This is a genomic window from Natronomonas gomsonensis, assembly GCF_013391635.1.
Classification (GTDB): Archaea; Halobacteriota; Halobacteria; order Halobacteriales; family Haloarculaceae; genus Natronomonas; species Natronomonas gomsonensis_A.
Window position 1 is genome coordinate 1,080,431 of sequence record NZ_JACAWU010000002.1, and the last position, 25,381, is coordinate 1,105,811.

The following is a 25,381-nucleotide window of genomic DNA, read 5'->3' on the forward strand; positions in this document are numbered from 1 at the left end:
GAGTCGGCGTCAAGAAACTGATTGTGGTGTGGTATCGGGGCTCACGACTCGGTGACGATGTCGTCGTAGCGCGCGCCGGTCTGTTTCAGCGTCTCGGTTGAGTACAGGCGCTCGTGTTCGACGGGGAGGTACTCCTCGGCGAGTTCGTCGATTTTCGCGTCGACGGCATCGGGGTCGCGGCCGTGAATCATCGTAAAGAGGTTGTAGGGCCACCCCTGCTCGGGCCGCCGAGGCCGGTGATAACACAGCGTCACGTAGGGCAACTCGCCGACAGTCTCGCCGCGGGCGTCGAGTTCCTCGTCGGGGACGTTCCAGACGACCATGCAGTTGGCGTCGAAGCCCGTGACGACGTGGTTGACGACACAGCCGATGCGCTTGATGCAGCCGTCGGCACGGAGCGCTTCGATGGCGTCGAGGACGTCTTCGACTGGCGCGTCGACGGCGTCAGCGATGTCCTCGTAGGGCGTCATCGACAGCGGGAAGCCGTCCTGTATCTCCAACAGCAGCGCCTTATCGAGATCCGAGAGGTTCGCCGCGGCCGACTCGGAGATGCGCGTCGCCGTCACCTCGGTCCGTTCGACCGACTCCCGGGCGAACCGGTCCGAATTGACGACCGGGAACTCCAGGTCGATGTAGAAGTCGGTCAGCATCGGGAGGTTCAGTACCTCACAGCCGGTTCGTTCCTCGATTTCCGCGAGGATTTCGTCGCGGCGGTCGAGCGACCCCGCCGTGACGACGAACCACATGTTCCACTCGTGGTCGCGGCGGTAGTTGTGGTTGATCTGCCGGTAGCCGTTGATGATGTCGGCGATCTCGTCGAATCGTTCCTCGGGGGCGCGAACCGCCGCCAGCGTCGAGGCGCCGATGACGGGCGGGTTCAACACCGCTCCGAAGCGCCGGAAGACGCCCGCTTCACGGAGTCGCCGAACGCGTTCGAGCGCCTCGTCCGCTTCGATGCCGAGTTCCGCCCCGACGCGGCGGAACGGTCGCCGCTCGACGGGGAAGTCCGACTGGTAGCCGTCGATGAGGGCTTCGTCGACCGCATCGAGGTCCGAACGCCAGTCCGCGTCGTCGGCCGCCGACGTGCTCATTGTCGGTGATACGGTGGGCGGGGATTAGGGTCCGTCGGTTCCGGCGGGCCGTTCCGTGACAGGTGGCAACCGTGGACGTTTTTGTGCCCCTGCCCCAATCTTCGGTATGGCCCAAGCGACCGAGAAATACGGCGAGTGGCCCCTCAAGCGTCTGATGACCGAAGTCGTCGGCTCCGGACACAAGTCCGCCGACGACATGACGCGCGAGCAGGCCGCCGAGGCGTTCCGTCGCATCCTCGAATTCGAACCCGACGACACGACGCTGGGTGCCTTCTGGCTGGCGAACCGCTGGAAGCGCAACACGCCCGAGGAGCTGGCCGCCTACATCGACGTGATGGCGGAGGGAACCGAGACGTACGCGCCGCAGTGTGACCCAGTCGATTGTGGGGCGAACTACGACGGCAAGGGGCGGAGCGCCATCTTCGGCGTCGCCGCCGGCCTCGTCGCCGCGGCCGCGGGCACGCCCGTCGTCGTCCACTCCGGGGACCGCGTCCCGACGCAGAAACAGGACGCCTACAAGCACGTCCTCGATGAGTTGGGCGTCCGGACCGACCTCACGCCCGAGGAATCCGCCGAGATGACCGACGAGGTCGGCTTCGGCTACTACTACCAACCGAACTTCGCCCCTGAGATTACCGCCCTCGAAGAGCGCCGTGAGATGATGGGCGTCCGCACGTTCGTCAACACCATCGAGACGCTGGCGAATCCCGCCGAGGCGTCGACGCACCTCGGGTCGTTCTATCACCTGCCCTACGCCAAGCGCATCATCGACACCTTCCAAGAAAGCGAAACCGCGACCGTCGACCGCGTCGTCATGTTCCAGGGGATGGAGGGGTACGACGACGTGCGTCCGGGGTCGACGAAGGTGGCCGTCTGGAACGAGGGCGAGGAGATGGACGACTTCGACATCGAGACGCCGGAATACGGCATGGACTTCGAAGAAGAGGACCTCGGCGTCGACGACGTGGCCGCCGACTCCGCGGCGATTACCGAGGACGTGCTGTCGGGCGACCGCGAGGACAACTTCGCCGACGCTGTCGCCGTCAACGCCGCCCTGCGCATCTACGCCGGCGGCGACGCCGACGACATCCGTGGTGGTCTTGAGGCGGCCCGCGACGCACTCGAATCGGGCGCAGCGGCGGAGAAACTCGACGCGCTTCGGTCGTTCTGAGACGGCCGACTACTGTTCGACTGTCGGGGCGTCGGTGGCCTCTCGGAGTTCGAAGCCGTCGTAGTCGTCTTCGGCGACCCGTTCACAGATGCCGCGATACATCTCGAGACCGCCCGGGAACGGCGTGAATATGCTCGGCTTACCGGGGACGTTCTCGCCGCGATACCACGATTTGGCCTCCGAGAACAGCATATTGTCGGCCAGCATGTTCGTCTGTGAGACCCACTGCTGTTCGGATTCGGCGGTCGCTTCGATGCGGTCGTAGCCTTCGCGATCCATGTAGGCGATGCAGTCGGTTATCCACTCGACGTGCTGCTCGATGGACATCGGCATGTTCGTCAACACGGAGGGGCTCTGGGGGCCGGTGATGGTGAAGAGGTTCGGGAAGTCGTGCATGCCGAGACCGAGGTACGTGGTCGGACCATCGGCCCACTTCTCTTCGAGCGGCAAGCCGTCTCGCCCTCGAATGTCCATCGCGAGCAGCGCGCCGGTCATGGCGTCGAAGCCGGTTGCGAAGACCAACACGTCGAGGTCGTACTCGTCGGCCGTCGTCCGGACGCCATCAGGTGTGATTTCGGTTATCGGGTTCTCCTCGACATCGACGAGGCTCACGTCGTCGCGGTTGTACGTCCCGTAGTAGTCGTTGTAGTCCATCGGCGGGCGCTTGGCGCCGTAGGGGTGATCCGTCGGGACGAGTTTCTCTGCGGTGTCGGGGTCGTCGACCCGCTCGCGAATCTTCTCGCGGATGAACTCCGAGATGATGGCGTTGGTGTCGGCGTTCGACAGCACGTGGCCGGGTTCGAACGCGTGCAGGAATCGGAAGCCACCCTGCTGCCAGCGGTCCTCCAGGATGTCGTGTATCTCCGCTTCGGAGAGCCCGCGAGCGGAGTTCTCGTCGGGGTCGAACGGCATCCCCAACCGGGAGTTCCGGGCCTGCTCCCAGATAGCGTCGTAGTTCTCGCGTATCTCCTCGTACTCCTCGGCTTCGAGTGGGCGGTTGCGCGCGGGGACGGCGTAGTTCGGCGTCCGCTGGAAGACCGTCAGGTGGCCCGCTCGCGAGGCGGTCTCGGAGATGAACTGAATGCCCGTCGACCCCGTGCCGATGACGCCGACGCGCTGGCCGTCGAGGTCGACGCCGTCGTGTGGCCACCGGGCGGTGTGGTACCACTCGCCCTCGAAGGTGTCGAGGCCATCGAAGTCGGGTTTGAACGGTTCGGAGAGACAGCCGACGGCGCTGATGAAAAACCGGGTCTCGACGCGTTCGCCATCGGCGGTTTCGATGGTCCACGTCGCCGCGTCGTCGTCGTAGCTGGCCGAAGTGACCTCCGTCTCGAAGGCGATGTCCCGGCGGAGGTCGAGTTCGTCGGCGGCGAAGTTGAGATACTCCAGAATTTCGGGCTGTTCGGGGTAGCGTTCCGACCACTCCCACTCCTCGTAGAGGTCCTCGTCGAAGGAGTAACAGTAGATGTGGCTCTCGCTGTCACAGCGGGCGCCCGGATAGCGGTTCCAGTACCACGTCCCGCCGACGCCGTCGCCCTTCTCGTAGACACGCACCGACAGTCCCAATTCTCGGAGTCGGTGCAGCATGTACAGTCCCGAAAAGCCCGCGCCGACGACGACGGCGTCGAAGTCGGTCGTTTCGCTGGCGCGTTCGGTCGTGGCTTCGCGTACGTCCCCGTCAGACACTGTCAATCACTGACAGACCATCAGGGACAAACGGTGTTAAATTTACTACCAGTCAAACGAGGTCGAATGACACCGTGCCCTCGAATCCGGTTAGGCTTCGTAGCCAGCGTAGTCCATCAGTTCCGCGAAGAGGTCGGAGTCCATCGCCTCCTCGTAGACGATGGCACCGACCATCCCGCCGGGATAGCTGTTGCCGTTCATCGCGTGGCTCACCTTGTGGCAGTGGATCAGGTAGATCCCGGGGTCGGCGTCGGCCTCGAACTCGATGGTCTTCCGTTCTGCGGGCGCGACGTTGACGATGTCCTGTTCGTACTGGGCGGCTTCGGGCACGTCGGAGCCGTCCTTCTGGACGAGCCGGAACCGGTGGTTGTGCGTGTGAATCGGGTGGCTCATGTAGCCGTTGTTGGCGAGGTGCAGTCGAACGGTGTCGCCCTGTGAGACGATGACCGGCGAGCCGTCCTCTGGGTGCAGCGTCCGCGGCGCCGACCGGCCGTTGATGGTGAACACGTCCGGGGAACGGTCACGCGGGCTGTAGGAGACGTCCTCGCCGGCGATCTGTCGGTTGAGCCGGGAGTCCCAGTCCTTCAGCGTCATGAACAGTTCCTGGTCGGCCCGCTCGTAGCCCTCGGGGTCGACACGGAAGACGCCGTACATCCCCATGTCGATGTGCCGGTGGGTCTGGTAGTGGCAGTGATACAGGTGCGTCCCGGGGACGTTCGCGGGAATCTCGTAGGTGTGTTTCTCGCCGGGGGCGACGGTGATGCCCGTCGTCGTCGGGACGCCGTCGTTCTCCCAGGTCTTCCGGACGCCGTGGAAGTGGAGGGTGTGGGGGTGCATCGCGTCGGTGTTGTCCAGCGTCACCTCGATGTCCTCGCCCTCGACGGTCCGAATGACGGGACCGGGGACGCTCGGCGTCCGGTCGTCGGCCTGCCACGCCCAGACGGCGGGCAATTCGACGGGACCGCCCATCGAATCGCCGGGGTGGGCGGCGAGTCGCGAGGTGACAGAGCGGAGCGTCACCTGATTGTTTTGTTCGTGCACGTCGACGACTTCAGGCGCACCAGCGAGCGGTAGTTGCTCGCCGTCCTGGGTTCCCGTCGCCTGTTGGGCCGGGCCCTGATATCCAGTCGAACAGCCCGCGAGACCCGCCACGCCGACGGTTCCAGTCGCTTTCACGAAATCCCGGCGCGAGAAGTCCGTTCCGGGTGCGCCAATGTTGTCAGTCATTACAGTTCGACGTAGTAAGGCTATACGTAAAGCACGGAAGGCGGATTCCCGGGGATTGAGAATCGTTTCTCCGAGGTGGGAATCCGCCGTGGGAGTTGAGAATTGAGAATCCCCCGGAGGTTTACTGCACGCGCAACGAGTAGGCGATGATGCTCAGGCCGGTGAGGATGAACAGGCCCTCGATGAGAACGCCGATGCCGATGTCCGTCCCGAGGATTTCGAAGGTGAACCCGGCAATGAGGACGCCGATGCCGACGAAGGCGAATCCGACCGAGAGAAACTTCAGCGACCGGTCGCCGGTCCGGCGGTAGGCACTCCAGGCGAGATACGTCACGACGCCGCCGACGACGAGAATGAGTGTCTTTACGACTGCGATGGCGAGTTGGATTCCGGCCGTAGATTGCGTGTGAACCATTATCGTACCTCCTTGCCGACTTCCGACCACAGTTCGGCCAGTCGTTCGTCGGCGCGTCTGGCCGGCCGCTCGATTTCGATGCCGAACTCCCGGTCGTCGTCGCACTCGACGATGACCTCGGTGAAGTCGACCTCGTAGCGGCCGGCGTGGCTGCCGTCCTGCCGTATTTCGGTTCCCTCCCGCAGCAGCGTCGACTCCGTCAACCGGTCGAGTTTCCGATACAGCGTCGACCGCGGAATGTCACACCGCTCGACGAGTTCACTCGCCGTCCGAGGCTCGTCGAGTTGCCGGACGATGTTTCGACAGTCCTCGTCGTCGAGCGTCCCGACGACCGTTTCGAGGTCTGGATCGTCGGTGTCCGACAGCGGGTCCCGAACCATACGGGAGATATTAAGTCACGCCTATAAACGGTTGCGAAGACGGGGAAACGCCGTTTCGGGGCGGTTATGCTCCTCGACATCGGAGGGGTCGCATGGCAATCGAACGTCGGGCAGTTCTCGGGGCGGCGACAGCGATGCTGAGTGGCGCCCTCGCGGGTTGTTTCGGCGACGACAGCAGTCGGCAACCTTTTGCGACGCCCGCGCCTGAATCGGGTATGAGCGACAACCCGACTGTCACCCTGGGTACGAACCACGGCGACATTACCATCGAACTGTTCGAAGAGCGCGCACCCCGAACCGTCGAGAACTTCCTCAACCTCGCAGAACACGACCCCGCGGCCGACGACGACCCCGCCCCCGAGACGACCACATGGGAAGACCCCGAAACCGGCGAAACCCGCGGTGACTCCCTCTATGAGGGAACGGTCTTCCACCGCATCATCGCGGACTTCATGATTCAGGGTGGCGACCCCACCGGCACCGGCCGCGGCGGCCCCGGCTACCAGTTCGACGACGAGTTCCACCCCGAACTCCGCCACGACGGCGCCGGCATCCTCTCGATGGCCAACTCCGGGCCGAACACCAACGGCAGCCAGTTCTTCATCACGCTGGACGCCCAGCCGCACCTCGACGACAAACACGCCGTCTTCGGCGAAGTCGTCGACGGGATGGACGTGGTCAAGGAAATCGGCAACGTCCCGACGGGCCGCAACGACAAGCCGCACGACGATGTCGAAATCGAGTCGGTCGACATCGAGCGATAACGCCCGAGAGAACGCCTTCTGTCGGCGATTTATCGACTGAGGCACAAACGTGGATTCTGCGTTCGCGAAATCTCTCGAACGCGATATTTTCTGAACGTGGGATCCGTTGAAATCCTCTTCTGTAAGTCCAATACAGCATGGAATGGATGTTCGGTAGACGTGCACAGGTAGCAAATTCTGTAGGATATGGGAGCGTGGTAAGAGGCCCCCATGGATCCGTTTCAATCGGTAACTAAGTGGGAAGAAACACTATCTGTTGTCTCTTTATCATTGAAAGATATGGTAAATCACGATGAGGAAATCGTGCGTCGTGAGTTGGACAAAGACAGAGATTCACCAGCGATGGGGGTTGCAGAGAATCTCGCTGAACTCGAAGGGAAATCCATCGAAGAGTTGGAAACCACGTGGGACTGCGTTGACGGTGTCCTTGATCACATTTTCTCAAACCCTCCCTCGCCGGAAGCGCAGCTGACGATCACGTTCACCTACGAGGGCTACCGCATCACCGTCGAACAGAACGGCCGTGCTGAGTTTGTCAAGGTGACCTGATTGGCGTAATTCATCAACGGGACGACTCACGGCCTCTGCGATGTATACGTCCACTGTACTGACCGGACTCCGGCCCGAGTGCGTTACTTACTCAAGACTTCATCGGAACGTAAACTACCCCACCCTACTCCCTCGGCGCTCCGCGCCTCGGTCCTTGAGGGTGGGGCTTTGATGTGGACTCCCAGCAATCAATCGCCAGCAATCGGCTGGTGATTCTCGCCGTTCAACGTCCCACCATTTATACGCAGGTCTACTTCTGCGTCTCCGCTCCCCGGCTTGGGCGAGGAACGGAGTCTGTGTGTCTGCTTTCGAGCGTACCGTAGCCCGATATTTTTCGCACCGTTGTAGTCCGCGTTCACCTCATACCCACACTTCTGGCACTCAAAGTGTTCTCCGTGGCGGTTATTCTCGTGTGTGAACCCACAGTCCGTTCGAGAACAGCGTTGGGATGTGTGGTTCGGCTCGACCTGTTCCACGGAGACCTCCTGTTCAGGGGCTTTGTAGGAGACGTACTCAAGCAGGCGTCGGAACGCCCAGACGTGGTGCCACTTCGCGTGTGGAAGCCGCTCTCGAATGTCGGTTAAATCCTCGAACGCAATCACGTCGCAGTCGTGAGTGAGGGCTTCCTCGACGAGTTCGTTGGCGACCGTGTGGATGTATTGTTTGCGCCAGGCTTCTTCACGCTTCCCGAGGCGAAGCAGGGCCTTGTGTGCGGCCTGCGTGCCGCGCCGTTGCATCTCGCCACGTCGCTTCTCGAACTCACGACACCAGTGGTCGTAGTCGTCCCCCTGCCAAAACGTGCCGGTTGAGGACACAGCGAGGCTATTGACGCCGAGGTCGATACCGAGGACCGTTTGGTCGGGGTGCCCGGTGTCTTCCGAAACCTCATCGTCACCGTCTGTTCGCCGCGTCGAAAGGTTGAGATAGAACTCGTCAGTGGCCACGTCGTACCGAAGCGTACTCTCGCGGAACTCGTAGTTCTCGGAGAGTACGTACCGCTCGTAGGGCGTCGGACTGTCTGCCGGGAGAACGAACGACGGTTCGACTCGGCCCTCAACAGTTGCCAGCGACACCTTGTTCCGGTAGAAGGTCGCGCTCCGCGTGTCGTAGTCCATCGTTTCGGCGGTGAACGTCGGTTGAGAGACGCGCTGTCCCTTTTTCCACCGTTCGACACACGCTTTGACAGCTTCGACAGCGCGTTTGATAGCGGCTTGGACAAGTTGGGCCTGTAGGTCTGTCTCCTCTCGAAGTTCGGAGTAGAGCGCGTCACGGACCTCTCGTTTGTTGGTCTTACACTCGGTATAGGAGGTGTCGGACCAACAGTAGTCGGCGGTTCGGTTCGCGCAGTACAGGTATTGCTCGGCGGTTCGGTGGAGTGCGTCGCGTTGCTCGTCGGAAACGGCGATTTTCACGACGGCGGTTCGACGCACACCCATGTTTTCAGAGAACACCCGACGGTAGTTATAGACTTGGGAGTCGATCGGTCATAGTGTGGCGGTTGTGTCGTCCCATGTCGGGTTCCTCCCCGACCTACTCGCTCACTCCGTTCGCTCCTTGAGGTTGGGGGCTCCACCTCGAAAGTGCTGAAACTGCTAGGAGAAATCTCGACACCATAGCACCCAGTACACAGTGGTCCCCTCAGTGACCTCCAGTAACTGAATTTGTGGTCGGGGAGGCAATCGGTGAGACGGTCATTGTTCGAGACGGTTGGAAATCCGCGATTTCTCCAGGCAATTCTCGGCGCTGTGTTCGGTGTGATACGGAAAAATCGCACGGCAGGCGGCGTCTATCGGAGAGTAGGATGGGATGCTGGAAACCTGAATCAGGTTAACGACCGACTTACACGCTCTGTCTACCGTGAACTGTCGGTCCGATTAATGCCGGAAGGAAGCCATCCTCTTTTCCACCCATCTCGGTGAGGTGGATTTAGTGGAGGGGAAGACGCGATACTGAGGAGGCGACGACAGTGACAGGTCGAGGAATACTACGAGCGAAACCACCGAAACGGAAATCAGACATGAAGGACCAACACGAATCGAATTCGACGCCACTCTCACGACGGAGGGTGCTGAAGGCGGGCGCGGTAACGAGCGGGGCTCTCTTGATCGGCGGCACAGGTGTCGCGGCTGCCTACGACTTCCCGAGTACCAACGAGGACAACAAGGAAAACGGGTGGCCATACGTCAAGCCGGTCGACGACGACAACTGTGAGGTGACTCTCGAGTTCATCAACGACACGAACGCGTTGGCGTACTTCGAGTACCGAATCGACGGCGAGGAGCCCGACGAGACGTACGGTGACCATCCCGTCGTCGACGATGACGTAATCTATCCGGGCGTGACCGTCGACGGCCGTGGTGAATCCGACCCGGTCGTCGAGACCCGGACGTTCAACGCGACGAGTATGGTGGAGATCAGACTCGCTCTCGGCGGTGAGCGGGACTGGGACTTCGACTGGACGCCGTTCAGCGTCCCATCGTGTGACCCTGAAACCAAGAGCGACTGTAGGGACGGCGGCTGGGATGACTACGGGTTCCGGAACCAAGGGCAGTGTATCCGGTACGTCAACACCGGCAAAGATAGTCGGTGAACGCACTCGGTCGGTGTCGGTGACGGCACCACATATTTTGGCGGTTCTGTCGACATCAGTCACCACCGACGCGCCGGTCGAAGCCGTCCACGAGTGGTCTGAACAGTCGCGGATGTACGCTGTCACCGAAGATGACCCGCTAGCCGTCGGCGAACTCGATACCGGTGATTTCGAATCGTGCGCCACCGTCGGCGCCATCGGTCACGTCGATGGACCACTCGTGGGCTTCGACGATTTGTTGAACGATACTCAGACCGAAGCCGGTTCCCTCCTCTCGCGTCGAATAGCCGGTTTCGAAGACGTCGTCGTGGTCCTCTGCGGGGATACCAGCCCCGTCGTCTTCGACGTAGATGCCGTCGTCCAACTCGCCGAACGTCACCGTCACGCCTTCACCGCCATGTTCCACGGCGTTACGGATGAGGTTCTCGACCACTTGCTTCAGGCGGCTCTCGTCGGCCAGTACCGTCCGGTCGATGTCCGTTCGTAGGGTCGCGTCCCCGGTTTCGACGTTCGACCAACACCGCTCGACGAGCGGCGATACCGCGATGGGTTCCCGGTCAGTCACCGTCGCGCCCTGCCGGGCGAGCGTGAGGAGGTCTTCGATCAACGCCTCCATTCGGTCGTGAGCCTTCCGGACGTGTTCGATGTCCTCGCTGTCACACTCCTCGCTGACGAGTTCTAACCGTCCCTTGGCGACGGTGAGCGGGTTCCGGAGGTCGTGTGACAGGACACTGGCGAACTCCTCGAGCCGTTCGTTCTGCCGTTCGAGTTCCCGCACCTGTTGTTCGTCCGTGATATCGAGATACAACGCGTGCGTGCCGATTATCTCGCCATTCCGGTCTCGACGCGGTACCGCGCGGAGAATCGTGAGTATCTCCTGTCCCGCACGCGTCACCAGCGTCCGTTGTTCGCGGAGGAAATCGCCGGTGAGGGCTCGCTCGTACCCCGCCTTGTCGATTAGCCGTCCAGTCGACCGTTCGGTGTAGTAGTCGGCCAGTGGCGTCCCGCGGAGTTCATCGCGGGTGTATCCGAGTCGGTTGGCGAAGGCTCGATTACAGTCCTCGATAATCGGCTCCCCGTCGACGGCTCTCGTGAGAACCACCATCACCGGGGCCTCCTCGAACAGCGTCCGATACTGGTCGGTGTACTGTCGCTGCAGTTCGATTCGGTGGTAGGCGTGTGCGATCGTCTCGCCGACGTTCGAGAGCAGCTGCCGTTCGCGCTCGTCGAACGCGTAGGTTCGGTCGGCGTAGACGTTCAAGACACCGTACAGCGTCCCCTCGCGAGCGAGTGGAACGGCGGCGCTGGATCGATACCCTCGTTCGAGGGCTTCCCGCCGCCACGGTTCGTACTCGGGGTCCTCGGGGATGTTCTGCATCACCGCGATGGTGCCGGTTCGGACTGCCTGCCCGGTGGGGCCACGCCCCGTGGGGCTCTCGTCGACGGTTATCTCGATTGCTTCGAGGTAATCGCTCTCGATGCCGGCGGAATTCCGGGGTTCGACGGTTCGTGTCTCGGCGTCGTATTCACCAATCCACGCGAACTGATACGGCTTGGCATCACTGATAATCTCACAGACGCGGGCGTCGACCTCGCTTCGCGCCGTTGCACGGACCAGGACTTCGTCGATGTTCCGAACGACCGTATTGATTCGTTGTTCCGCCGCCGCCTGTCGGTTCGCCCGGTATTGTTCGACCGCGTTGCGAATCCGATTCGACAGGAGCGTGTACTGGTCGGTGCCGGTATCTTTCTGGAGGTAATCGGTCACTCCGGCGCGAATCGCCTCGCTCGCGACTTCCTCGGAGCCCTTCCCCGTATACAGGACGAACGGGAGGTCCGAGTGCTCCTCTCGGACCGCCCTGAGGAATTCAAGCCCGTTCTGGCCGGGCATATCGTAATCCGAGATGATACAATCGAAGTCCTCCTCGGCGAGTCGGGCTAACCCTTCCTCGGCGCTGGCTGCCGGGTGAATATCGAATCGGTCGTCTTCCTTCTGGAGAAACCGTGAAACGAGTTCCGTGAGACGGGTGTCATCATCGACGTGCAGGATGTGAATCGTATCACCCGTCGTGCGCATACGTGGTGTATCCGCTGCTGGTATTTCAATGTCAGCCGATGTTTCGCGCTCGATACGGACGGCGACGGCCTCGTTCAGTCCCCAGCGATCCGTCGGTCGAGGAAATCCACGAGCAGCCTGAACATCCGTTCTTTCTGGTCGATGTCTGAGGAGGCGTGGCCCTCCTCGCCGAGTTCTTGGTACTCGAAGTCGCCGTCTTCACCCTCGTCGTAGCCGAGTTCGTCGAGTCGGTCGCGGAACAGTCGCGCCTGTGAGACGGGGACGCGGCTATCGTTGACGCCGTGGAGCATGAACAGCGGCGCCGCGAGGTTCTCGGCGTGGGTGATGGGCGAGCGCTCCCGATACAGTTCGGGGTTTTCTTCGGGCGTCCCGAGGTACTGTTCCATCAACTCGGTCCGGTAGTGTGGCATCGTCGTCTCGTACATCTCCTCGAGGTCGGTGAGGCCGATCCACGCGACGCCAGCGTCGTACAGCGAGGGATACTGGACGAGCTGCCAGTACGCCGAGTAACCGCCGTAGGAGCCGCCGAAGACGACGATACGGTCCTCGTCGACCCACTCACGGTCGGCGATGACTTCCTCGAGGCCGATTGCCACGTCGCCCTGCTCGGCGCCGCCCCAGTCGTCGTACAGCGCCTCGATGAATTCCCGTCCACGGCCGGTCGAACCGCGATAGTTCACCTGCAGGACCGAATACCCCTGCTGGGCGAGTACCTGGGTGTAGAGGTCGAAGCGCTTGTCGTTGCGGCCGCGCGGGCCGCCGTGGGGGTTGACGACGAGCGGCGAGGGTCGTTGCCCGGAGTCGTACAGCAGCGCGCCGATTTCGTACGTCTCGTAGGGGTCGTGGGCGACCGCTTCGGCGTCGGCCTCGGGAACGCCGTCGGAGTCGAAGGTGAAGTACTCGGCGTCGGCGAAATCGTCGGATGAGAAGGGGCCGTGGTCGGCTTCGACGAGTGTCTCGGTGGTGTCGTCTCGGAGGTCGTACGCCAGCAGATCGGGGCGTCGCGTCGGCGTCGTGTGTTGCAACAGGATACGGTCTTCGTCGATAACGGAGTTCCCTGCCAGGCCGAAGTCGGCAACGCCCTCCGGCAGGTCCAGTTCCCGGCTCTCGCCGGAGTCGAGGTCGTAGACGACCGGAACGACCGAGGCGTCTCGCACCCGCGTCGCAACGACGTACTCGCCGTCGTCGCCGAAGCACTCCGGGTGTTCCTCGAATGCGAGGTCACCGAGCCACCTCACGGTATCCTCGCGTAGGTCATAGACGCCACAGCGGGTGCGGTCCTCGGTGTTATCGGAGACGAGCAGGCGGTCGCCATCGGGACCCCAGTCGGCGACGACGGCTTCCGCGCCCGTCTCGCCGATGTCGAGATTGCGAGCGTCCGAATGGTCGTCTGGGCCGCCGGCGGGGCCGTCGGCAGCGAGCGACTCGACCGACGCGACGTAGACGTCGCGGTTGTCGAAGTCGTCGGTTTCGTTGGTCGTGTAGGCGATGCGCTCGCCATCCGGCGAGAGTACCGACGACCAGACTGCGCGGTCGTAGTCGGTGAGTTGGGTCACGTCGTCGCCGCCGAGGGCGTGGCGATAGCAGTTCATCTGGCCATCGCGGGACGAGCCGACGACGACGAACTCCCCGTCGGGGTCGACATCGTGGAGGGTGTTCTGGGCCTCGGAAGCCGCGACAGTTTCGACATCTCCGTCGGCATCGATAGCGCGGATGTCGTTCTGCTCGTCGCCGCCCTCGTCGTCGTGGAAGAACACGCGGTCACCGTCGGCATCCCACTGGAGGAACCAGCGGGCGTTCCGGGGCACCTCACCGTCGCTCCACTGCGTTACTTCACCGGAGTCGACGTCGAGGACGTGCAGTTCGTTGCGACCAGTCACGTCGTGGTAGTACGCTACCCGGTCGCCGTCCGGCGAGACGGTCGGATGCGCCAGCGTCGGCAGCGCGGCGAGGGCTTCCAGTGGATCCTGCTCGGAGTCCTGCGACATATCCAGCACCTTGTGGCGGCGTCGATTTAGCCGTTCGGCTCTCGGCGCAATCGTTGACGAAGTCGACGCCAACACCGGCAGTGATAAAACCCACCTTGGGACACCGGCACAACGTATAGGTAGGGTCCGCGAGTCGTGAGTTTCCATGACGACCGTATTCCTCACTGGCTTCCCCGGCTTCCTCGGGAGCGCACTCGTCGAACGACTGCTGGAGCGTCACGACGCCGAGACGAGCGTCACCTGTCTCATTCAGGCGAAGTACCGCTCACAGGCCGAATCGAAAGCCGAAGAAATCGAGGCCGAACACGACGCCGAGGGGCGCATCGAGTTGGTCGAGGGCGACATCACGAACGCCGATCTCGGACTTGGTGAGGCCTACGACGACCTCCAGGCCGACAGCGTCGAGGTGTATCACCTCGCGGCCATCTACGATTTGACGATGGATCGGGAACCCGGCCGGCTGGTCAACATCGAGGGAACGCGACACGTCCTCGATTTCGCCGAAGGTGGGAACGTCGACCGCCTACACTACGTCAGTTCCGTCGTCGTCTCGGGCACCTACGAGGGCCGGTTCACCGAAGACATGCTACAGGAGGGCCAGCAGTTCTGTAACTACTACGAGACGACCAAACACATGGCCGAAGTGCTCGTGCAACAGCGGATGGCGGAGATTCCGACGACCATCTACCGGCCGGGCGTCGCCGTCGGCGACAGCGAAACCGGCGAGACACAGAAGTACGACGGCCCCTACGCCTTCGTCGAGATGCTGCTCGACCAGGGCAACAACGCCGTGATTCCGGCGCCTCGTGGCGCCAGCGACGCGGAGTTCAACCTCGTGCCCCGTGATTACGTCGTCGACGCCTTGGGCTATCTCAGCGGTATCGAGGAATCCGAAGGGAAGGTGTATCACCTCGCGGACCCCGACCCGCCGACGACGACCGAACTCATCAAGACCTTCGGCGACGCCGCCGGCAAGAGCCGAACCATCGTCGTCCCGTATCCGAAGGGTATCGTCAAGGGACTCCTGGCGTCGTTATCGCCCGAGAGCGACCTGCTCAAAAGCGGCGGACTGGAGTATCAGACGTGGGGTGCGAGCTTCGATTGTACCAACGCCGTCGAGGACCTCGAAGGGTCGGGCATCGAGTGTCCACCCTTCGACTCCTACGCCGAGAACCTCGTTGAGTTCGTCCGCGAGAACCCGGACATCGACGAAGGCGCGATGAACTAATCGATACCTAAATAGCCCGCAGCATCTATCGCGATTTCTTCAGTCGTCGCTGGAACAAGCCGACCCTCTTCACCGTGAATATCCGCGTGTCGAATCGTGACGACCGTCCATGGGTTGACGTAGGTTTCACGCGGGAGGCCACCTGTCTCGAAATCCGCTTCGGAGAGCAGGATGGCAGCTGGCCGACGGGTCGTCGTCGCAGCGGCGTAGAGCCCTTCCTCTCCGCTAAATGGATGAGTGCGGTCACTTAAACAGACGTACGGCCGGAAGTCGTGGTTTGCCAGCAGGTCCGGGCCTTTCACGACAGTGCCGCGGTCGTACATCTGTTACTCCTCGCCGTAGTAGTCGTCTGTCGTCGACGCCGAACTGGCGTTCGTTTGTGCCGCGTAGGAGGCCAATCGGTCGTCATCGCCGATGGCCCAGTACCGGCCCTTGTGTCGAACGAGTCCCCGCTCTTCCAGCCTCGAGAGGACGGCACCGACACTTCCCCGATTGATTCCGGTTGCTTCGTGTATCTCGGTTTGTGTGAACGCTTGTTCGGCGTTCTCGGCGAGAAACTGGAGGATTCGATACGGTTGCGTCCCCTCCTGAACGTCGAGCGCATCGCTGGGACCGTCCTCGAAGCGGTCGATGTGAATCGGCATGTGTAATAGAATGTAATATACTGAAATAAATGTTCGGGCGACCGACTACAGAAGACTCCGAGTATCGAACACTTCAGTCAACCCGAAGCGCGTACTGCAACACCGCCAGCGCCGACCGGCCGTCTCTGAGGTCGCCGGCGACGGCTCGCTCTTGCAGTTCCGGGAACGTCGTGGTCGTCACGCGAATCGATTCGTTGTCGTCGAGGTCCTGTTCGGCGGTCGGCGTACACCCGCGGGCGACGACGTAGTGAAACACGGAATCGAACAGGCCGTTGGCCGGTTCGTAGGTGGCCAGTCGCTCGATGGCGTCGGCCTCGTAGCCGGTCTCTTCCTGTAGTTCGCGGTGGGCCGCCGCAAGGAGGTCGGTGTCGTCGTCTTCGAGGCCGCCGGCGGGGAGGCCGTAGTTGCGGCGTTTGACCGCCTGTCGCCATTCCTCGATGACGACCACGTCGCCGTCGTCGGTGAACGGGAGCACGACGACCGACGGCGGTTCCGAGACGTAGTGAAACTCGGTGTCGGTGCCATCGGGGAGACGTACGTCGTCGCGAACCACGTCGAAGCCGGGGCAGGTGTAGTCGGTCTCCGAATCCAGCGTTTCCCACGCGAGGTCGTCTTCGTCGGCCATACCCCCGCTTGATTCGCCGGCGACAAAACTATCGCCGTTCGGGCGTCTCCTCGACGCCCTCGAAGTAGAGGTGATAGTGGTCGGCACACGCGGGGTTGAACTGGGTGCCACACTCCGGACAGGAGTCGACGCCCATGTACTCCTGGGGAGCGAGTTCGGCGCCGCAGGCGCCACACAGCACGGCGGGTTCGTCACGGCGTTCCAGCGGCCACGGTTCGGCGTCGTGGTCGGTCGTCTCGGCGTGACAGCGGAAACAGGGGTAGTACGTCTCACAGCAGCCGAATTTCATCGCAACGACGTCGCGCTTGGTGCCGTAGTGGGCACACCGCGTCTCGCTGTCGACGCCGATGCCGCGGACTTCGTGACCGTGAACCTTCACGGTCGGCGGTTGGGCCGCAGCGACAAAAACCGTCCGCCGACTACAGGCTGCCCCAGCGAATCCACACCATCACGACGATGACGGCGAGTTGGAACACACCCTGAATCCCGCTGAGTTTCGCGTTGCGCATCCCGATGTTGCTGATGACATCTGTGTCGGGGTTTTCCGAGACCATCTCCCGATACATCCGTACCTCGCCGGGCATGAGGACGCCGAAGCCGAGGACGCTGAGGACGGTGACGATGCCGAGTGCGACGGCGATGGAGGGTTCGGTCATCGCAAAGGCAGGGAGTGTTACAGCGAGATATCCGCCGGAGCCGACGAGGACGACGGCGAAGACGGCCAGCCACCGCCAGTCCCGGAAGGCGTCGAACTGCCAGCCGATGAGAATAATCGCGGGCAAAAGCGAGGCGGCGGTAAACAGCGCGAGCCACGGCTGGGCGTTCGAGAACACCTCCAACCGCAGTGCGAGCGTGATGCCGCCGGCAATGGTGACGAGCGCCAGCGTCGGCATCAGGAACGTCATCTTGGGCGTGAACCGCTGGAAGACGTTCGCCCGCTCTTCGACGGCCAGCCCACCCAACACCGGTCCCAGTACCATCGCCATGAACAGGTCGATGCCGGTCCACAGTACGCCGGCCATCACGTGGACGTAGATGTGCTGTGGTCGATTCCCCCACTGGAGGACGTACACCAAGGCGAGAACGGGTATCGCAACAGCGCCGACCGCAAACGCCGGATTCGCTCGGTTCGCCATCCCCCGTACCGTCCCGCGAATAGTCGCAGCCATCGGGTTTGGCCACTCGAAGGCAACGCATAAACGCTGTGTCCTCGGCAGAAATACGGGGCGGCTGTGCGACGGCGGTACCCCATCGCGGCGGATTCAGGAGTCACGAACGATAGTTCAACGTATGGCCGACATCGAGCTGTACGACCTGAGCGGCTGTCCCTACTGTGCGAAGGTGCGGCGAGCGCTTGACGACTTGGAGTTGTCGTACGAAACCCACTCTGTCGCCGGTCGACGACGCAACCGCGACGAAGTGTACGAAGTAAGTGGCCAGTACGGCGTGCCCGTGTTGGTCGACAACGCCAACGGCATCGAGGGGATGGCCGAAAGCGACGACATCGTCGCGTACCTCTATCGTGAGTACGGTGACGACGACCAGCAGCCACCGGACGGTGGGCTGTTGTCGCGGCTGCTGTCGCGGCTCACCTGACCGGCAGTCACAAGCGACGAGCGAGACGTGACGCCCGCAGCGTCACGAGAGGGAAAGCCATGGGAGTGGCCGGGAGTCCGAAACGAACGAGCACTGACAGGGACGCCGGGACCGAAAGCGCTTTTACTTTAGGCTTACCTAAATAAAATAATGACGGCGCGTGCCCAGCGGCGTTCGGAACGGGGCGTTGATTCCGACGCCGACTCCAAACCCGAGGTGTCCCAGTGTGAGAGTTCTCCCGGCAAATCCGTGTTCATCGAAACGGACAACAACGACGGCTGGATTGCGAGTGACCTGACGGTCGACGTTCGACGGTGAGTACTCGTGGCAGATTCTGACTCAGCTACAGACGACGACCGGACGACGATTCGGGCGGGACGAGAGTTTGAACGCGAATACCGTCTTGACTCGAAGGAAGCCGGCGAGTTTCTGATCGCGCTGGGAGAACAACTCAGAGACGACGACGAACTCACGCTCGTCGACGACGAGTGGGAACTCCCCTTTGCCTTCGGCGAGCCCATCGACGTCGAAATCGACTTCGACGGCGTCGGCGACCAGGAGTTAGAAATTGAGGTAGAGATTCCGGGGCGAAGCGACGAATCGGCGCCCGACGTTCGGTAGTCAGTCGGCGTTAGTTCGTCGCGGATTCGAGGACGAGCGAGTCGTCTTCGAGGTAGTGTTCGATATGGTGGGTGTGTTCTTCGATGGTTTCGAGTTGCTCGCGAAGCATCTCGCTTGTCGCGTAGTCGCCGAGGCCCTCGGCCAACTCGATGTGTTGCCGGTAGCTCTCGATGATGTTGCCCATCATCTCGAGGTCGTTCTCCAGCGACGCTCGGATGTCGTAGACGTCCTCGTCTTCGGCCTCGACAGTAGCGTTCTCGGCGAGCGTCGTCATGCTGGCGTGCGGAACGCCGCCCAGCGCCTGCAGACGCTCAGCGAGTTCGTCGGCGGCGTCTTCGACGTCCTCGTACACTTCCTGAAGGAACACGTGAATATCGAGGAACTCCGCGCCCTCGACGTTCCAGTGGTGTTTGTGCAGTTGGTGATAGAGGACGTACGCGTCCGCGAGGTCCGTGTTCAGCGCGTCGATGATCTGTTCGGCTTTCTCGGTGTCGAGTCGGAGCGCGTTCTCTTCGACGGTGCCAGCCTGTTGACGGGTGGTCTTCTGTGTGCTCATTACATCTGTAGTTGGGTCGCCAGCGACTTATAATTACTCAAATTGAAAATATATTTTCGTCTTGCCTAAAATGCGGATAACTACGGACCATCGTCACTGCTCACAGCGTGCTCTGCGGCAGTCAGTCGTCGGCATCCAGCAACTCGACGTCGACTGCGGTGTCTTCGTTGACGAATTCGGGTGGTTCCGCCGATTCAGCAGGTTCGTCCTCTTCTTCGTCTTCGGCCTGTTCGTGACGCCACTTTGCTTGTTCCTTGCCGAGTGTGTGGTGACACATGTGTTGACCCTCCACACGATATTTTGACTCCAGCCGCAAAACCCTCACGGCCAGTCGAGTCAGGTGTCGAAAGTGATTGTTTCGAGGTCCAACTCCAACTCGGCGACGTGGTCGTTGTAAGCGTCGACGAACCCCCCGAATCGAGGGGCGTACTCACGTACGTCGGCCGCAGAGGGCGGGCCGTATTGGGAGAGGACGTACACCCCGCCCGAGCCGCCAGCACGGAGGTACGACGCGCCGTCTTCGTCCCACTTCAACTCCCAGCGGGTGCCGTCGATTCGGGCCGCGAAGCTGCCGTACTCGGTGCCCTCGTAGCGGCGCAGTTCGCCCGCCATCCGGTCACAGCAGGCTTCGATAGTTTCGACGATGCGGTCGCGTTCGGCGACGACACTCTCGGTTGATTCCACCGTTGGGAAGGATGTCTCAACCGAATCGAGCAGTCCGGCCAGTGACTCGACGTAGTCGTTGTACGCCGCGACGAAGGCGGGGTAGTCTTCGAGGGCCTCCGCCAGCGCCTTCGGCTCGGCCGGTTGTTGTGTCGAGATGACGTACGTCTCGCCGCCGCCACGCGGTTCGAACCGGAGGTATTCGAGGTCGCCAGCCTCGTATTTGACCGTCCACTCGCCGTCGTCGGTCGAAAACGACCGCTGGCCGTAGTCGCCGCCGTCGACGCGGGCGATGTGGTAGGCGATGCGGCCGGCGTGGTCACGGACCGCAGCGAGGAGGTCCTCACGGCGCTCTGCGACTTCCTCGACATCGGCGAGGTCCAAATCCGCAAATGAGGTCATATTATCTGTGGGTCGGCATCGCTGATAACCTCCGTGGCTGTGAATCAAGGATTATCGAGCTGTCAGTGTTTCATAATAATCTACGGCGAAGCGATTGATTTTTCGTGACCGACAAGAACACTCGTGGTATGGCTACACGTGGACCACAACCGACCGATGGGACCGTCGCTCGACTTCCTCATATCGTGCCCTTCGACCTACCACAGGTGACGCGTCTGAGTTGGGAGCTCGGCTCCAATGTCGTCAGTGACGCAGTCGAACTCGGTACGTGGGAGCGAGTGGGCGGCGCGTGGACGCTCTCGATATTCCGCGCCACGAGCGAAACGGTCGTGCTCCGCCTCCAGACGCCCACTGGTCGAGAACGTTTCTATGGTGCCGCCGAAATGGATATTAATTCGGTTCGGCCGGAGTTAATTTCGGCGCCAGAGTGGGAACGGCGGGAGTAGTACTTCCGATAGCTGTTGGTACCGGCGTAGCTCTAGTAAGGTACCCATGTATATGTCAGTATACAGGCTTATTTAGCATATCTGAGTGACAGAATGCGTTCCCCTCGGTGAAAAGCCGAAGTTCTACCGTGATGAGACACGGCTTAAAAGGAGCTAATCCACTGTGTCAACGAATGCGACCTCGCCAGTAGGGTTGCTACGCCGGCTTCTCCCCTGCTCGAATATTTGTCAGTGTTTGCGCCCACACTGCCCTACAGTTCGGACACTCCAAATGCACGTTCTTCGTCCCCTTCTCCCGTGTAAACTTAGAGATATCGTGCCCGCAGTCGCACGCAAATTCGAACTCCAAACGAGGGTACGGAAGGTAACTCACAAAAGTTTTGACATGGTATGATATTACGGACGAATACCACTTGAAGAGCCGCTGTCGTTACTCGGGTTCGAAGTAAAGCTGTTGGACGGAATTGCCGATGATGTACACCGGAAAGCCATTCCCACAAATCATGTCGGCCTCCTCAACCACCCGCTCCAGCAACGAACGAACATCACGCTAGTACCGCTCGGAGCGGTCCTCCAGCAGTGTGACGGCTGGCGTGCCGTATGGCTCCGTCGGCGATGCTCGAAGATGAACGTATGTAGCTGCGAACGCCGGTGTGATGTCTTCTGGGGAAAAGCACGGGTATCGTGGGAACTGCGCTGCGAGCGCTCTTATCGCCCTGCAGCCCTGTCCACGTGTTGAGCAGGCGACCGAACACCGTCTGGTGCTCCGTGGGTGTCCGCTCCGGCGGTCGGTCGGAATCGTCGCGCATCCGCGGCACCGATAGGTTGGCGGCGGCGGCCACTTGTTGGAATCGCTCTTCGAGGGCGTGTTCGACGACGAAGTATGGCGTGAACACGCCGTCTATCGACCCGGAGGCACACACCCACGCCGCCAGCTCGTTGAGCGCGCGTGCCGTAACGGCGTCCCACGATTCCAGCAACCAATCGTGCTGAATGGCGACTTGCAGCCCGTGATAGCAGACCGGGCGGGAGCCGTCGATCCACGGACGAATCGGAGATCGTGGGAGTTCAACAACCGACGCCAGGGGTCGGCGTACGTTGGCGGGTTGTCCGTTCGGACAAGCGCCCGTTTCGAAGTTGATGTGTCTGTTGGTGTATCGAGCAAATACTGAAAAATTGATGACGGTCGTTAGTTAGCTTCGTACGTCGAGAGCGTCGACGAGCTGCCGCCACCTTCTGCCGTCCAGATCAGGCGGTACGTACCGGAAGCTGGCTCGGAATGCGTGACTGAACCGTTAACGGCAAGGCAACTGGTCCCAGCAGTAACGGTGCTACTGGTCCAGTTATTGTGAGCATTCGCGGATGCGCATGCAGGCGACGTGCCTAGATTGCTACCACCAGTTACCTCTAAGTTCGTTGCCGTGACCGAGTCTCCGCCTTCATGTGTTATTTCGAGCGCGTTGCTACTGTTCTGATCCCAATCCCATTGGGCGTTTGGGCTGGTTTGCTGGACTTGGTCGCCCAAGCCAAGGACGAACGTCCCAATGACGGCCGCGAGGATGACGGTTATCGCTACCATCAGGATGACGCCAATCACTGGCGAGACTGCGCGTTCCGATTCGTCGGTCGTGAAGAGTTGTGTGAATCTCATTATCGTGTTAATTAGTTTAGGCGTTTGGTCCTTCCCACGTGGTCAGCGTCGAGGAGCTGCCGCCGCCCTCGGCAGTCCAGACGAGACGAATGGTTGCGCTATCCAGCTCACCATCAGTCCAAGACCCGCTATTGTAGGAACCTGCAGTATTATTGAATTCCGCGCTATCTCCAGCGGAGACCGTCGTATCGGAGCCTGTTCCTAACGTCGACCAGTCGTAATCGCCATTATCAAGATTACTCGCTCCGCTCAGCGACACTTTCAATGTCGTCTCGTCAACGTCGTCACCACTCGTGTGGGAGATCGCCCACGAGGAACTTGAGTTGTAGTCGGTTTCCCACTGGGCGTTCGGGCTCGTTTGCTGGACTTGGTCGCCCAAGCCGAGGACGAACGTCCCGATGACGGCCGCGAGGATAACGGTTATCGCAACCATCAGGATAACCCCGATGACGGGCGATACAGCGCGTTCTTCGTCAGATTTGAAGAGGCCTGTGAATTGCATTGTTTTGAATTGTCGGTTGCTTTAGTTGGCCGTGTAGGACGTGAGCGTGGAGGAGGAGCCGCCGCCTTCGGCTGTCCAAATGAGGCGGAACTCATCACCATCAGAAATGTCATTATTATTGACCTGGCAAGTATCGCCAGCAGTCACGGATGCAGAGGTCCAATTGTTGCTAGTTGCGGGATCATTAACACTACAAGTGGCTCCCGATGGCGTGTTTGACCCCGTGGCTTCCAATGTGGTCGCCTCCACTGAGTCTCCTCCTTCATGGGTGACGTTGAGGTCTCCTCCGTCAACCTCCCAGTTCCATTGTGCATTCGGACTGGTTTGCTGGACCTGGTCGCCAAGCCCCAGCACGAACGTTCCGATGACGGCTGCCAGAATCACCGTAATCGCGACCATCAGGATAACCCCTATAACGGGGGATACCGCACGATTCTCCTCGTCTGCTGTGAGCAGGTGTTTCAATTCCATGGTTGTGTCAACGCACACACCCTCTGCGGGTAGGGTACGCTTATCCTATCCAATCAGAGCCATCTGTAATAAAGATGCAAGCCGACTCAGGCCGTGAGTCGGGCGGGTAAAACCCACGGACGGCACACTGATAGATTGAGAATTTCGAGAAGTCACGAAACCAGCCCCCGGCGGAGGGGGCCGAGGTGTGACGCTGACAGCACCCGGTTTGGGCGCACACCGACTCAGGGCATGGAATAACCCCGTCGAGTGCATCTCTACCTCTGGTGGCTATCGGCATAAAACACCCGGCCCGTCTTCAGGTTGTGACGACACACCAAGTGGTAGGGATAGCCGACAGAATGAGTTCACACCCTATCGACTCACTTCTCCGTTAGAGTGGCGAACGAGACGGCCAAGAGTAGCGAAAACGCCGAACCCTGAGAACTGTCGCTGTGGGAACGTAGGTATCAAAAAACCGAAGCGGGCAATGGGCCGGCACGAATTTGAATCGTGGTTACGGCCACCCGAAGGCCGAAGGATACCAAGCTACCCCACCGGCCCGCACTCGATACGAGGCCGGCGCCGACTTTAAGGGTTATGATGCGGCTCGATTCAGAGCGCCTCGGGGTCCGAGGTTGGCTCTGTGGTGCCACCGCCACTGCCCGGCTTCTCGCCACGAACTTGCAGGTATGCGTCGGCGAGAATACCATAGCTGATGATAGCGAACACCGACGTGAGCGCGAGGCTCAGGACTTGACCGGCGGCGGGGCTTACGAAGGAAGCCACCGAGCCGATGCTACTCCCGACAGCCGTGATGACGCCGACGATGAGACCGAGCGCGAACAGGCCCCAGCGGTTGCCGCTTGCGAGTTCCCAACTGCGGCTCAAGGAGTCCATAGCGCGTTCGTCCTCGACGCCGATGGCGAAGATGACGAAAATGAAGCTAATCGCAAGGAAGATACCGGGGACGAACAGCAAGATGAACCCGATAGTGACCGCGATCGTGACGATGATGTTGGCACCGATGGACGAGATGAACGCCCGGCCCATTCGGCGGGTGAAGAGCTCTCCGGGCAGGGAGTTCAACTCCGACTGCTCGCGGGTCAACGCCCGCGTCGCGGCGATGTAGAGGACGACACCGAACGCCAGACCAACGACCGCGATAACACTGGCGACGGCCGCGGGAACCGGCAGTGCGAATCCGAGCTGGCCGGATTGCTGGGCCTCCGGCGGGAGGATGTCGATGAACACCGCGTTGACCGACCCGAGGAACAGCAGTTGATACACGAACGTCAGTACCATCAGGACGCCACCACTGTACGTGAGCGACCGGCGAATACCGTCACCGAGCGCGTCACCGATTTGGAGGGACATACACAGTGGGATTCTCCATCGGCTTACTTAAATTCCCAGCTTAAACCGGGGATAGAGTTCAGTATATATTGAACCCGTCGGTGTCGAGATAGTTGTGTGCGACCGTAATGGCATGGTCAGCGTGGAGTGCCTTCGGGCCGAGGGAAACGCGTTCGTCGGCCAACTCGGCGAGGCATTCGGCCTCGTCGTCGGTGAAGTCGTGGTGGTCCGAGAGAACGAACGCTGAGTCACTTGGTGGTTCGAGTTCGACCACGGGCCGGCCCTCTTCGTGGAGTTCGACGACCGTGCTCTCCTCGGCGACAGAGCGGACAGTCGACTCGAAATCCCCTTTGCCAATGTAGACGCCAGGAGAGGGGTTTGCCTCCATCGCGCCGATGGCGCCCTCACGGGCTTCGAGCGCGCCGCGAATCAGCGCTGCCGTCGACCGCTCGTCGGGATTGAGTCGCCGCAGCTCCGTGCCTTCGAAGCGAACGACGTACTCGTCGGCCAACACGAGGTGGACGCAAACGTCCTCACGGAGCGCGTGTGAGAGGAAAAAAGCGCTGTTGACACACCGACACAACACGTCGAGACGGCCGGTGCCGGGCAGGTCTTCGAGCGAGAAGTCGGGAGTCGTCGGCGCGTCGTGGCCGACGATGACGAACTGGCGCATACAGTTCGTTGCAATGGCTGGTGGTATAGG

Annotated in this window: 29 protein-coding genes and 1 tRNA gene; 8 read left to right on the forward strand and 22 right to left on the reverse strand. The window is 61.3% G+C overall.

Translation table 11 applies throughout. The features are described 5' to 3' along the window. Window positions 1-41: 41 nt before the first annotated feature. Entirely contained in the window at window positions 42-1,091 is a 1,050-nt protein-coding gene (ahbB, locus tag HWX69_RS14165; protein WP_178917721.1) for a siroheme decarboxylase subunit beta, read from the reverse strand. 106 nt (window positions 1,092-1,197) lie between these two features. On the opposite strand from ahbB, the gene HWX69_RS14170 reads away from it, so the two are divergent. After that, window positions 1,198-2,262 (forward strand): anthranilate phosphoribosyltransferase, encoded by a 1,065-nt coding sequence (locus HWX69_RS14170; protein ID WP_178917722.1) that lies wholly within the window; start codon window positions 1,198-1,200, stop codon window positions 2,260-2,262. A 9-nt stretch (window positions 2,263-2,271) separates the two neighbouring features. On the opposite strand, the gene HWX69_RS14175 is transcribed toward HWX69_RS14170, so the two are convergent. The 4 genes from HWX69_RS14175 to HWX69_RS14190 all read right to left on the reverse strand — a co-directional run bounded on the left by HWX69_RS14175 (window position 2,272) and on the right by HWX69_RS14190 (window position 5,970). Beyond that, complete coding sequence (locus HWX69_RS14175) at window positions 2,272-3,948, reverse strand: NAD(P)-binding protein (protein ID WP_178917723.1); 1,677 nt, start codon at window positions 3,946-3,948, stop codon at window positions 2,272-2,274. Window positions 3,949-4,038: 90 nt separating this feature from the next. Then, the gene (locus tag HWX69_RS14180) at window positions 4,039-5,175 is read right to left on the reverse strand and encodes a multicopper oxidase domain-containing protein (protein ID WP_178917724.1); all 1,137 of its coding nucleotides are present in this window, start codon (window positions 5,173-5,175) and stop codon (window positions 4,039-4,041) included. Between the two features lie 121 nt (window positions 5,176-5,296). Next, window positions 5,297-5,590: a DUF7521 family protein gene (locus HWX69_RS14185; protein ID WP_178917725.1), complete on the reverse strand. Its 294-nt coding sequence runs from the start codon at window positions 5,588-5,590 to the stop codon at window positions 5,297-5,299. Beyond that, window positions 5,590-5,970: a winged helix-turn-helix domain-containing protein gene (locus HWX69_RS14190; RefSeq protein ID WP_156707219.1), complete on the reverse strand. Its 381-nt coding sequence runs from the start codon at window positions 5,968-5,970 to the stop codon at window positions 5,590-5,592. The genes HWX69_RS14185 and HWX69_RS14190 overlap by 1 nt, the downstream gene beginning before the upstream one ends. A gap of 215 nt (window positions 5,971-6,185) precedes the next feature. On the opposite strand from HWX69_RS14190, the gene HWX69_RS14195 reads away from it, so the two are divergent. Together HWX69_RS14195 and HWX69_RS14200 are read left to right on the forward strand one after the other, a co-directional pair. After that, window positions 6,186-6,734: a peptidylprolyl isomerase gene (locus tag HWX69_RS14195; RefSeq protein ID WP_218644856.1), complete on the forward strand. Its 549-nt coding sequence runs from the start codon at window positions 6,186-6,188 to the stop codon at window positions 6,732-6,734. A gap of 279 nt (window positions 6,735-7,013) precedes the next feature. Beyond that, window positions 7,014-7,283, forward strand: coding sequence for a HalOD1 output domain-containing protein (locus HWX69_RS14200; protein WP_178918348.1), 270 nt, complete (start codon window positions 7,014-7,016; stop codon window positions 7,281-7,283). A 188-nt stretch (window positions 7,284-7,471) separates the two neighbouring features. Here the strand turns inward: HWX69_RS14200 and HWX69_RS14205 are convergent, their stop codons facing one another. Then, on the reverse strand, window positions 7,472-8,719 hold the full coding sequence (locus tag HWX69_RS14205; protein WP_156708733.1) for an RNA-guided endonuclease InsQ/TnpB family protein: 1,248 nt from the start codon (window positions 8,717-8,719) through the stop codon (window positions 7,472-7,474). A 581-nt stretch (window positions 8,720-9,300) separates the two neighbouring features. Here HWX69_RS14205 and HWX69_RS14210 point away from each other — a divergent pair. Beyond that, window positions 9,301-9,873: a twin-arginine translocation signal domain-containing protein gene (locus HWX69_RS14210; RefSeq protein WP_178917727.1), complete on the forward strand. Its 573-nt coding sequence runs from the start codon at window positions 9,301-9,303 to the stop codon at window positions 9,871-9,873. Between the two features lie 139 nt (window positions 9,874-10,012). Here HWX69_RS14210 and HWX69_RS14215 read toward each other — a convergent pair whose 3' ends face one another. Then, window positions 10,013-11,950, reverse strand: coding sequence for a hybrid sensor histidine kinase/response regulator (locus tag HWX69_RS14215; protein WP_178917728.1), 1,938 nt, complete (start codon window positions 11,948-11,950; stop codon window positions 10,013-10,015). Between the two features lie 74 nt (window positions 11,951-12,024). Beyond that, window positions 12,025-13,938, reverse strand: coding sequence for a S9 family peptidase (locus tag HWX69_RS14220; RefSeq protein ID WP_178917729.1), 1,914 nt, complete (start codon window positions 13,936-13,938; stop codon window positions 12,025-12,027). Between the two features lie 145 nt (window positions 13,939-14,083). Between HWX69_RS14220 and HWX69_RS14225 the strand changes: the two genes are divergently transcribed. Further along, the gene (locus HWX69_RS14225) at window positions 14,084-15,166 is read left to right on the forward strand and encodes an SDR family oxidoreductase (RefSeq protein ID WP_178917730.1); all 1,083 of its coding nucleotides are present in this window, start codon (window positions 14,084-14,086) and stop codon (window positions 15,164-15,166) included. On the opposite strand, the gene HWX69_RS14230 is transcribed toward HWX69_RS14225, so the two are convergent. The 5 genes from HWX69_RS14230 to HWX69_RS14250 form a co-directional block, all read right to left on the reverse strand. After that, entirely contained in the window at window positions 15,163-15,489 is a 327-nt protein-coding gene (locus HWX69_RS14230; protein ID WP_178917731.1) for a hypothetical protein, read from the reverse strand. The two genes, HWX69_RS14225 and HWX69_RS14230, sit on opposite strands and share 4 nt — an antisense overlap. A gap of 3 nt (window positions 15,490-15,492) precedes the next feature. Then, window positions 15,493-15,810, reverse strand: a complete 318-nt coding sequence (locus tag HWX69_RS14235) for a helix-turn-helix transcriptional regulator (RefSeq protein ID WP_178917732.1) — start codon at window positions 15,808-15,810, stop codon at window positions 15,493-15,495. Between the two features lie 73 nt (window positions 15,811-15,883). Continuing rightward, window positions 15,884-16,435: an NUDIX hydrolase gene (locus HWX69_RS14240; protein ID WP_178917733.1), complete on the reverse strand. Its 552-nt coding sequence runs from the start codon at window positions 16,433-16,435 to the stop codon at window positions 15,884-15,886. 28 nt (window positions 16,436-16,463) lie between these two features. Beyond that, complete coding sequence (locus HWX69_RS14245) at window positions 16,464-16,814, reverse strand: CHY zinc finger protein (RefSeq protein ID WP_178917734.1); 351 nt, start codon at window positions 16,812-16,814, stop codon at window positions 16,464-16,466. 40 nt (window positions 16,815-16,854) lie between these two features. Beyond that, window positions 16,855-17,571, reverse strand: coding sequence for a hypothetical protein (locus tag HWX69_RS14250; RefSeq protein WP_178918349.1), 717 nt, complete (start codon window positions 17,569-17,571; stop codon window positions 16,855-16,857). A gap of 154 nt (window positions 17,572-17,725) precedes the next feature. Here HWX69_RS14250 and HWX69_RS14255 point away from each other — a divergent pair, with 154 nt between their 5' ends. From HWX69_RS14255 to HWX69_RS18040, 3 genes are all read left to right on the forward strand, one after another. Then, entirely contained in the window at window positions 17,726-18,031 is a 306-nt protein-coding gene (locus HWX69_RS14255; RefSeq protein WP_178917735.1) for a glutathione S-transferase N-terminal domain-containing protein, read from the forward strand. 150 nt (window positions 18,032-18,181) lie between these two features. After that, complete coding sequence (locus HWX69_RS14260; RefSeq protein WP_178917736.1) at window positions 18,182-18,349, forward strand: hypothetical protein; 168 nt, start codon at window positions 18,182-18,184, stop codon at window positions 18,347-18,349. Window positions 18,350-18,355: 6 nt separating this feature from the next. Beyond that, window positions 18,356-18,652, forward strand: a complete 297-nt coding sequence (locus HWX69_RS18040) for an amphi-Trp domain-containing protein (RefSeq protein WP_178917737.1) — start codon at window positions 18,356-18,358, stop codon at window positions 18,650-18,652. Between the two features lie 10 nt (window positions 18,653-18,662). Here the strand turns inward: HWX69_RS18040 and dpsA are convergent, their stop codons facing one another. From dpsA to trmY, 9 genes are all read right to left on the reverse strand, one after another. Further along, on the reverse strand, window positions 18,663-19,208 hold the full coding sequence (gene dpsA, locus HWX69_RS14270; protein WP_178917738.1) for a DNA starvation/stationary phase protection protein DpsA: 546 nt from the start codon (window positions 19,206-19,208) through the stop codon (window positions 18,663-18,665). Between the two features lie 121 nt (window positions 19,209-19,329). Continuing rightward, entirely contained in the window at window positions 19,330-19,485 is a 156-nt protein-coding gene (locus HWX69_RS14275; RefSeq protein ID WP_178917739.1) for a hypothetical protein, read from the reverse strand. A 59-nt stretch (window positions 19,486-19,544) separates the two neighbouring features. Then, window positions 19,545-20,273, reverse strand: coding sequence for a hypothetical protein (locus tag HWX69_RS14280; protein WP_178917740.1), 729 nt, complete (start codon window positions 20,271-20,273; stop codon window positions 19,545-19,547). Between the two features lie 1,635 nt (window positions 20,274-21,908). Then, a complete protein-coding gene (locus HWX69_RS14285; protein WP_178917741.1) occupies window positions 21,909-22,370 on the reverse strand; it encodes a type IV pilin domain-containing protein in 462 nt (153 codons plus the stop codon). A 16-nt stretch (window positions 22,371-22,386) separates the two neighbouring features. Then, a complete protein-coding gene (locus tag HWX69_RS14290; RefSeq protein ID WP_178917742.1) occupies window positions 22,387-22,872 on the reverse strand; it encodes a type IV pilin domain-containing protein in 486 nt (161 codons plus the stop codon). A 21-nt stretch (window positions 22,873-22,893) separates the two neighbouring features. After that, complete coding sequence (locus HWX69_RS14295; protein WP_178917743.1) at window positions 22,894-23,343, reverse strand: type IV pilin domain-containing protein; 450 nt, start codon at window positions 23,341-23,343, stop codon at window positions 22,894-22,896. 470 nt (window positions 23,344-23,813) lie between these two features. Then, a tRNA-Pro gene (locus HWX69_RS14300) sits at window positions 23,814-23,886 on the reverse strand. A gap of 51 nt (window positions 23,887-23,937) precedes the next feature. Continuing rightward, window positions 23,938-24,699 carry a hypothetical protein gene (locus HWX69_RS14305; RefSeq protein ID WP_178917744.1) on the reverse strand — a complete coding sequence of 254 codons (762 nt, stop codon included), beginning with the start codon at window positions 24,697-24,699 and terminating at the stop codon, window positions 23,938-23,940. A 58-nt stretch (window positions 24,700-24,757) separates the two neighbouring features. Beyond that, window positions 24,758-25,351, reverse strand: a complete 594-nt coding sequence (gene trmY, locus HWX69_RS14310; RefSeq protein ID WP_178917745.1) for a tRNA (pseudouridine(54)-N(1))-methyltransferase TrmY — start codon at window positions 25,349-25,351, stop codon at window positions 24,758-24,760. Window positions 25,352-25,381 lie beyond the last annotated feature (30 nt).

Bases quoted from the DNA above. Each gene is read 5' to 3' on its own strand.
- HWX69_RS14295 (WP_178917743.1), bottom strand. From the start codon at position 23,343: ATGGAATTGAAACACCTGCTCACAGCAGACGAGGAGAATCGTGCGGTA.
- HWX69_RS14220 (WP_178917729.1), bottom strand. From the start codon at position 13,938: ATGTCGCAGGACTCCGAGCAGGATCCACTGGAAGCCCTCGCCGCGCTG.
- HWX69_RS14250 (WP_178918349.1), bottom strand. From the start codon at position 17,571: ATGGCGAACCGAGCGAATCCGGCGTTTGCGGTCGGCGCTGTTGCGATA.
- HWX69_RS14260 (WP_178917736.1), top strand. From the start codon at position 18,182: ATGACGGCGCGTGCCCAGCGGCGTTCGGAACGGGGCGTTGATTCCGAC.
- HWX69_RS14195 (WP_218644856.1), top strand. From the start codon at position 6,186: ATGAGCGACAACCCGACTGTCACCCTGGGTACGAACCACGGCGACATT.
- trmY (WP_178917745.1), bottom strand. From the start codon at position 25,351: ATGCGCCAGTTCGTCATCGTCGGCCACGACGCGCCGACGACTCCCGAC.
- HWX69_RS14185 (WP_178917725.1), bottom strand. From the start codon at position 5,590: ATGGTTCACACGCAATCTACGGCCGGAATCCAACTCGCCATCGCAGTC.
- HWX69_RS14240 (WP_178917733.1), bottom strand. From the start codon at position 16,435: ATGGCCGACGAAGACGACCTCGCGTGGGAAACGCTGGATTCGGAGACC.
- HWX69_RS14235 (WP_178917732.1), bottom strand. From the start codon at position 15,810: ATGCCGATTCACATCGACCGCTTCGAGGACGGTCCCAGCGATGCGCTC.
- dpsA (WP_178917738.1), bottom strand. From the start codon at position 19,208: ATGAGCACACAGAAGACCACCCGTCAACAGGCTGGCACCGTCGAAGAG.
- HWX69_RS14170 (WP_178917722.1), top strand. From the start codon at position 1,198: ATGGCCCAAGCGACCGAGAAATACGGCGAGTGGCCCCTCAAGCGTCTG.
- HWX69_RS14280 (WP_178917740.1), bottom strand. From the start codon at position 20,273: ATGACCTCATTTGCGGATTTGGACCTCGCCGATGTCGAGGAAGTCGCA.
- HWX69_RS14215 (WP_178917728.1), bottom strand. From the start codon at position 11,950: ATGCGCACGACGGGTGATACGATTCACATCCTGCACGTCGATGATGAC.
- HWX69_RS14285 (WP_178917741.1), bottom strand. From the start codon at position 22,370: ATGAGATTCACACAACTCTTCACGACCGACGAATCGGAACGCGCAGTC.
- ahbB (WP_178917721.1), bottom strand. From the start codon at position 1,091: ATGAGCACGTCGGCGGCCGACGACGCGGACTGGCGTTCGGACCTCGAT.
- HWX69_RS14255 (WP_178917735.1), top strand. From the start codon at position 17,726: ATGGCCGACATCGAGCTGTACGACCTGAGCGGCTGTCCCTACTGTGCG.
- HWX69_RS14305 (WP_178917744.1), bottom strand. From the start codon at position 24,699: ATGTCCCTCCAAATCGGTGACGCGCTCGGTGACGGTATTCGCCGGTCG.
- HWX69_RS14230 (WP_178917731.1), bottom strand. From the start codon at position 15,489: ATGTACGACCGCGGCACTGTCGTGAAAGGCCCGGACCTGCTGGCAAAC.
- HWX69_RS14180 (WP_178917724.1), bottom strand. From the start codon at position 5,175: ATGACTGACAACATTGGCGCACCCGGAACGGACTTCTCGCGCCGGGAT.
- HWX69_RS14225 (WP_178917730.1), top strand. From the start codon at position 14,084: ATGACGACCGTATTCCTCACTGGCTTCCCCGGCTTCCTCGGGAGCGCA.
- HWX69_RS14205 (WP_156708733.1), bottom strand. From the start codon at position 8,719: ATGGGTGTGCGTCGAACCGCCGTCGTGAAAATCGCCGTTTCCGACGAG.
- HWX69_RS14190 (WP_156707219.1), bottom strand. From the start codon at position 5,970: ATGGTTCGGGACCCGCTGTCGGACACCGACGATCCAGACCTCGAAACG.
- HWX69_RS14275 (WP_178917739.1), bottom strand. From the start codon at position 19,485: ATGTGTCACCACACACTCGGCAAGGAACAAGCAAAGTGGCGTCACGAA.
- HWX69_RS14210 (WP_178917727.1), top strand. From the start codon at position 9,301: ATGAAGGACCAACACGAATCGAATTCGACGCCACTCTCACGACGGAGG.
- HWX69_RS14290 (WP_178917742.1), bottom strand. From the start codon at position 22,872: ATGCAATTCACAGGCCTCTTCAAATCTGACGAAGAACGCGCTGTATCG.
- HWX69_RS14200 (WP_178918348.1), top strand. From the start codon at position 7,014: ATGGTAAATCACGATGAGGAAATCGTGCGTCGTGAGTTGGACAAAGAC.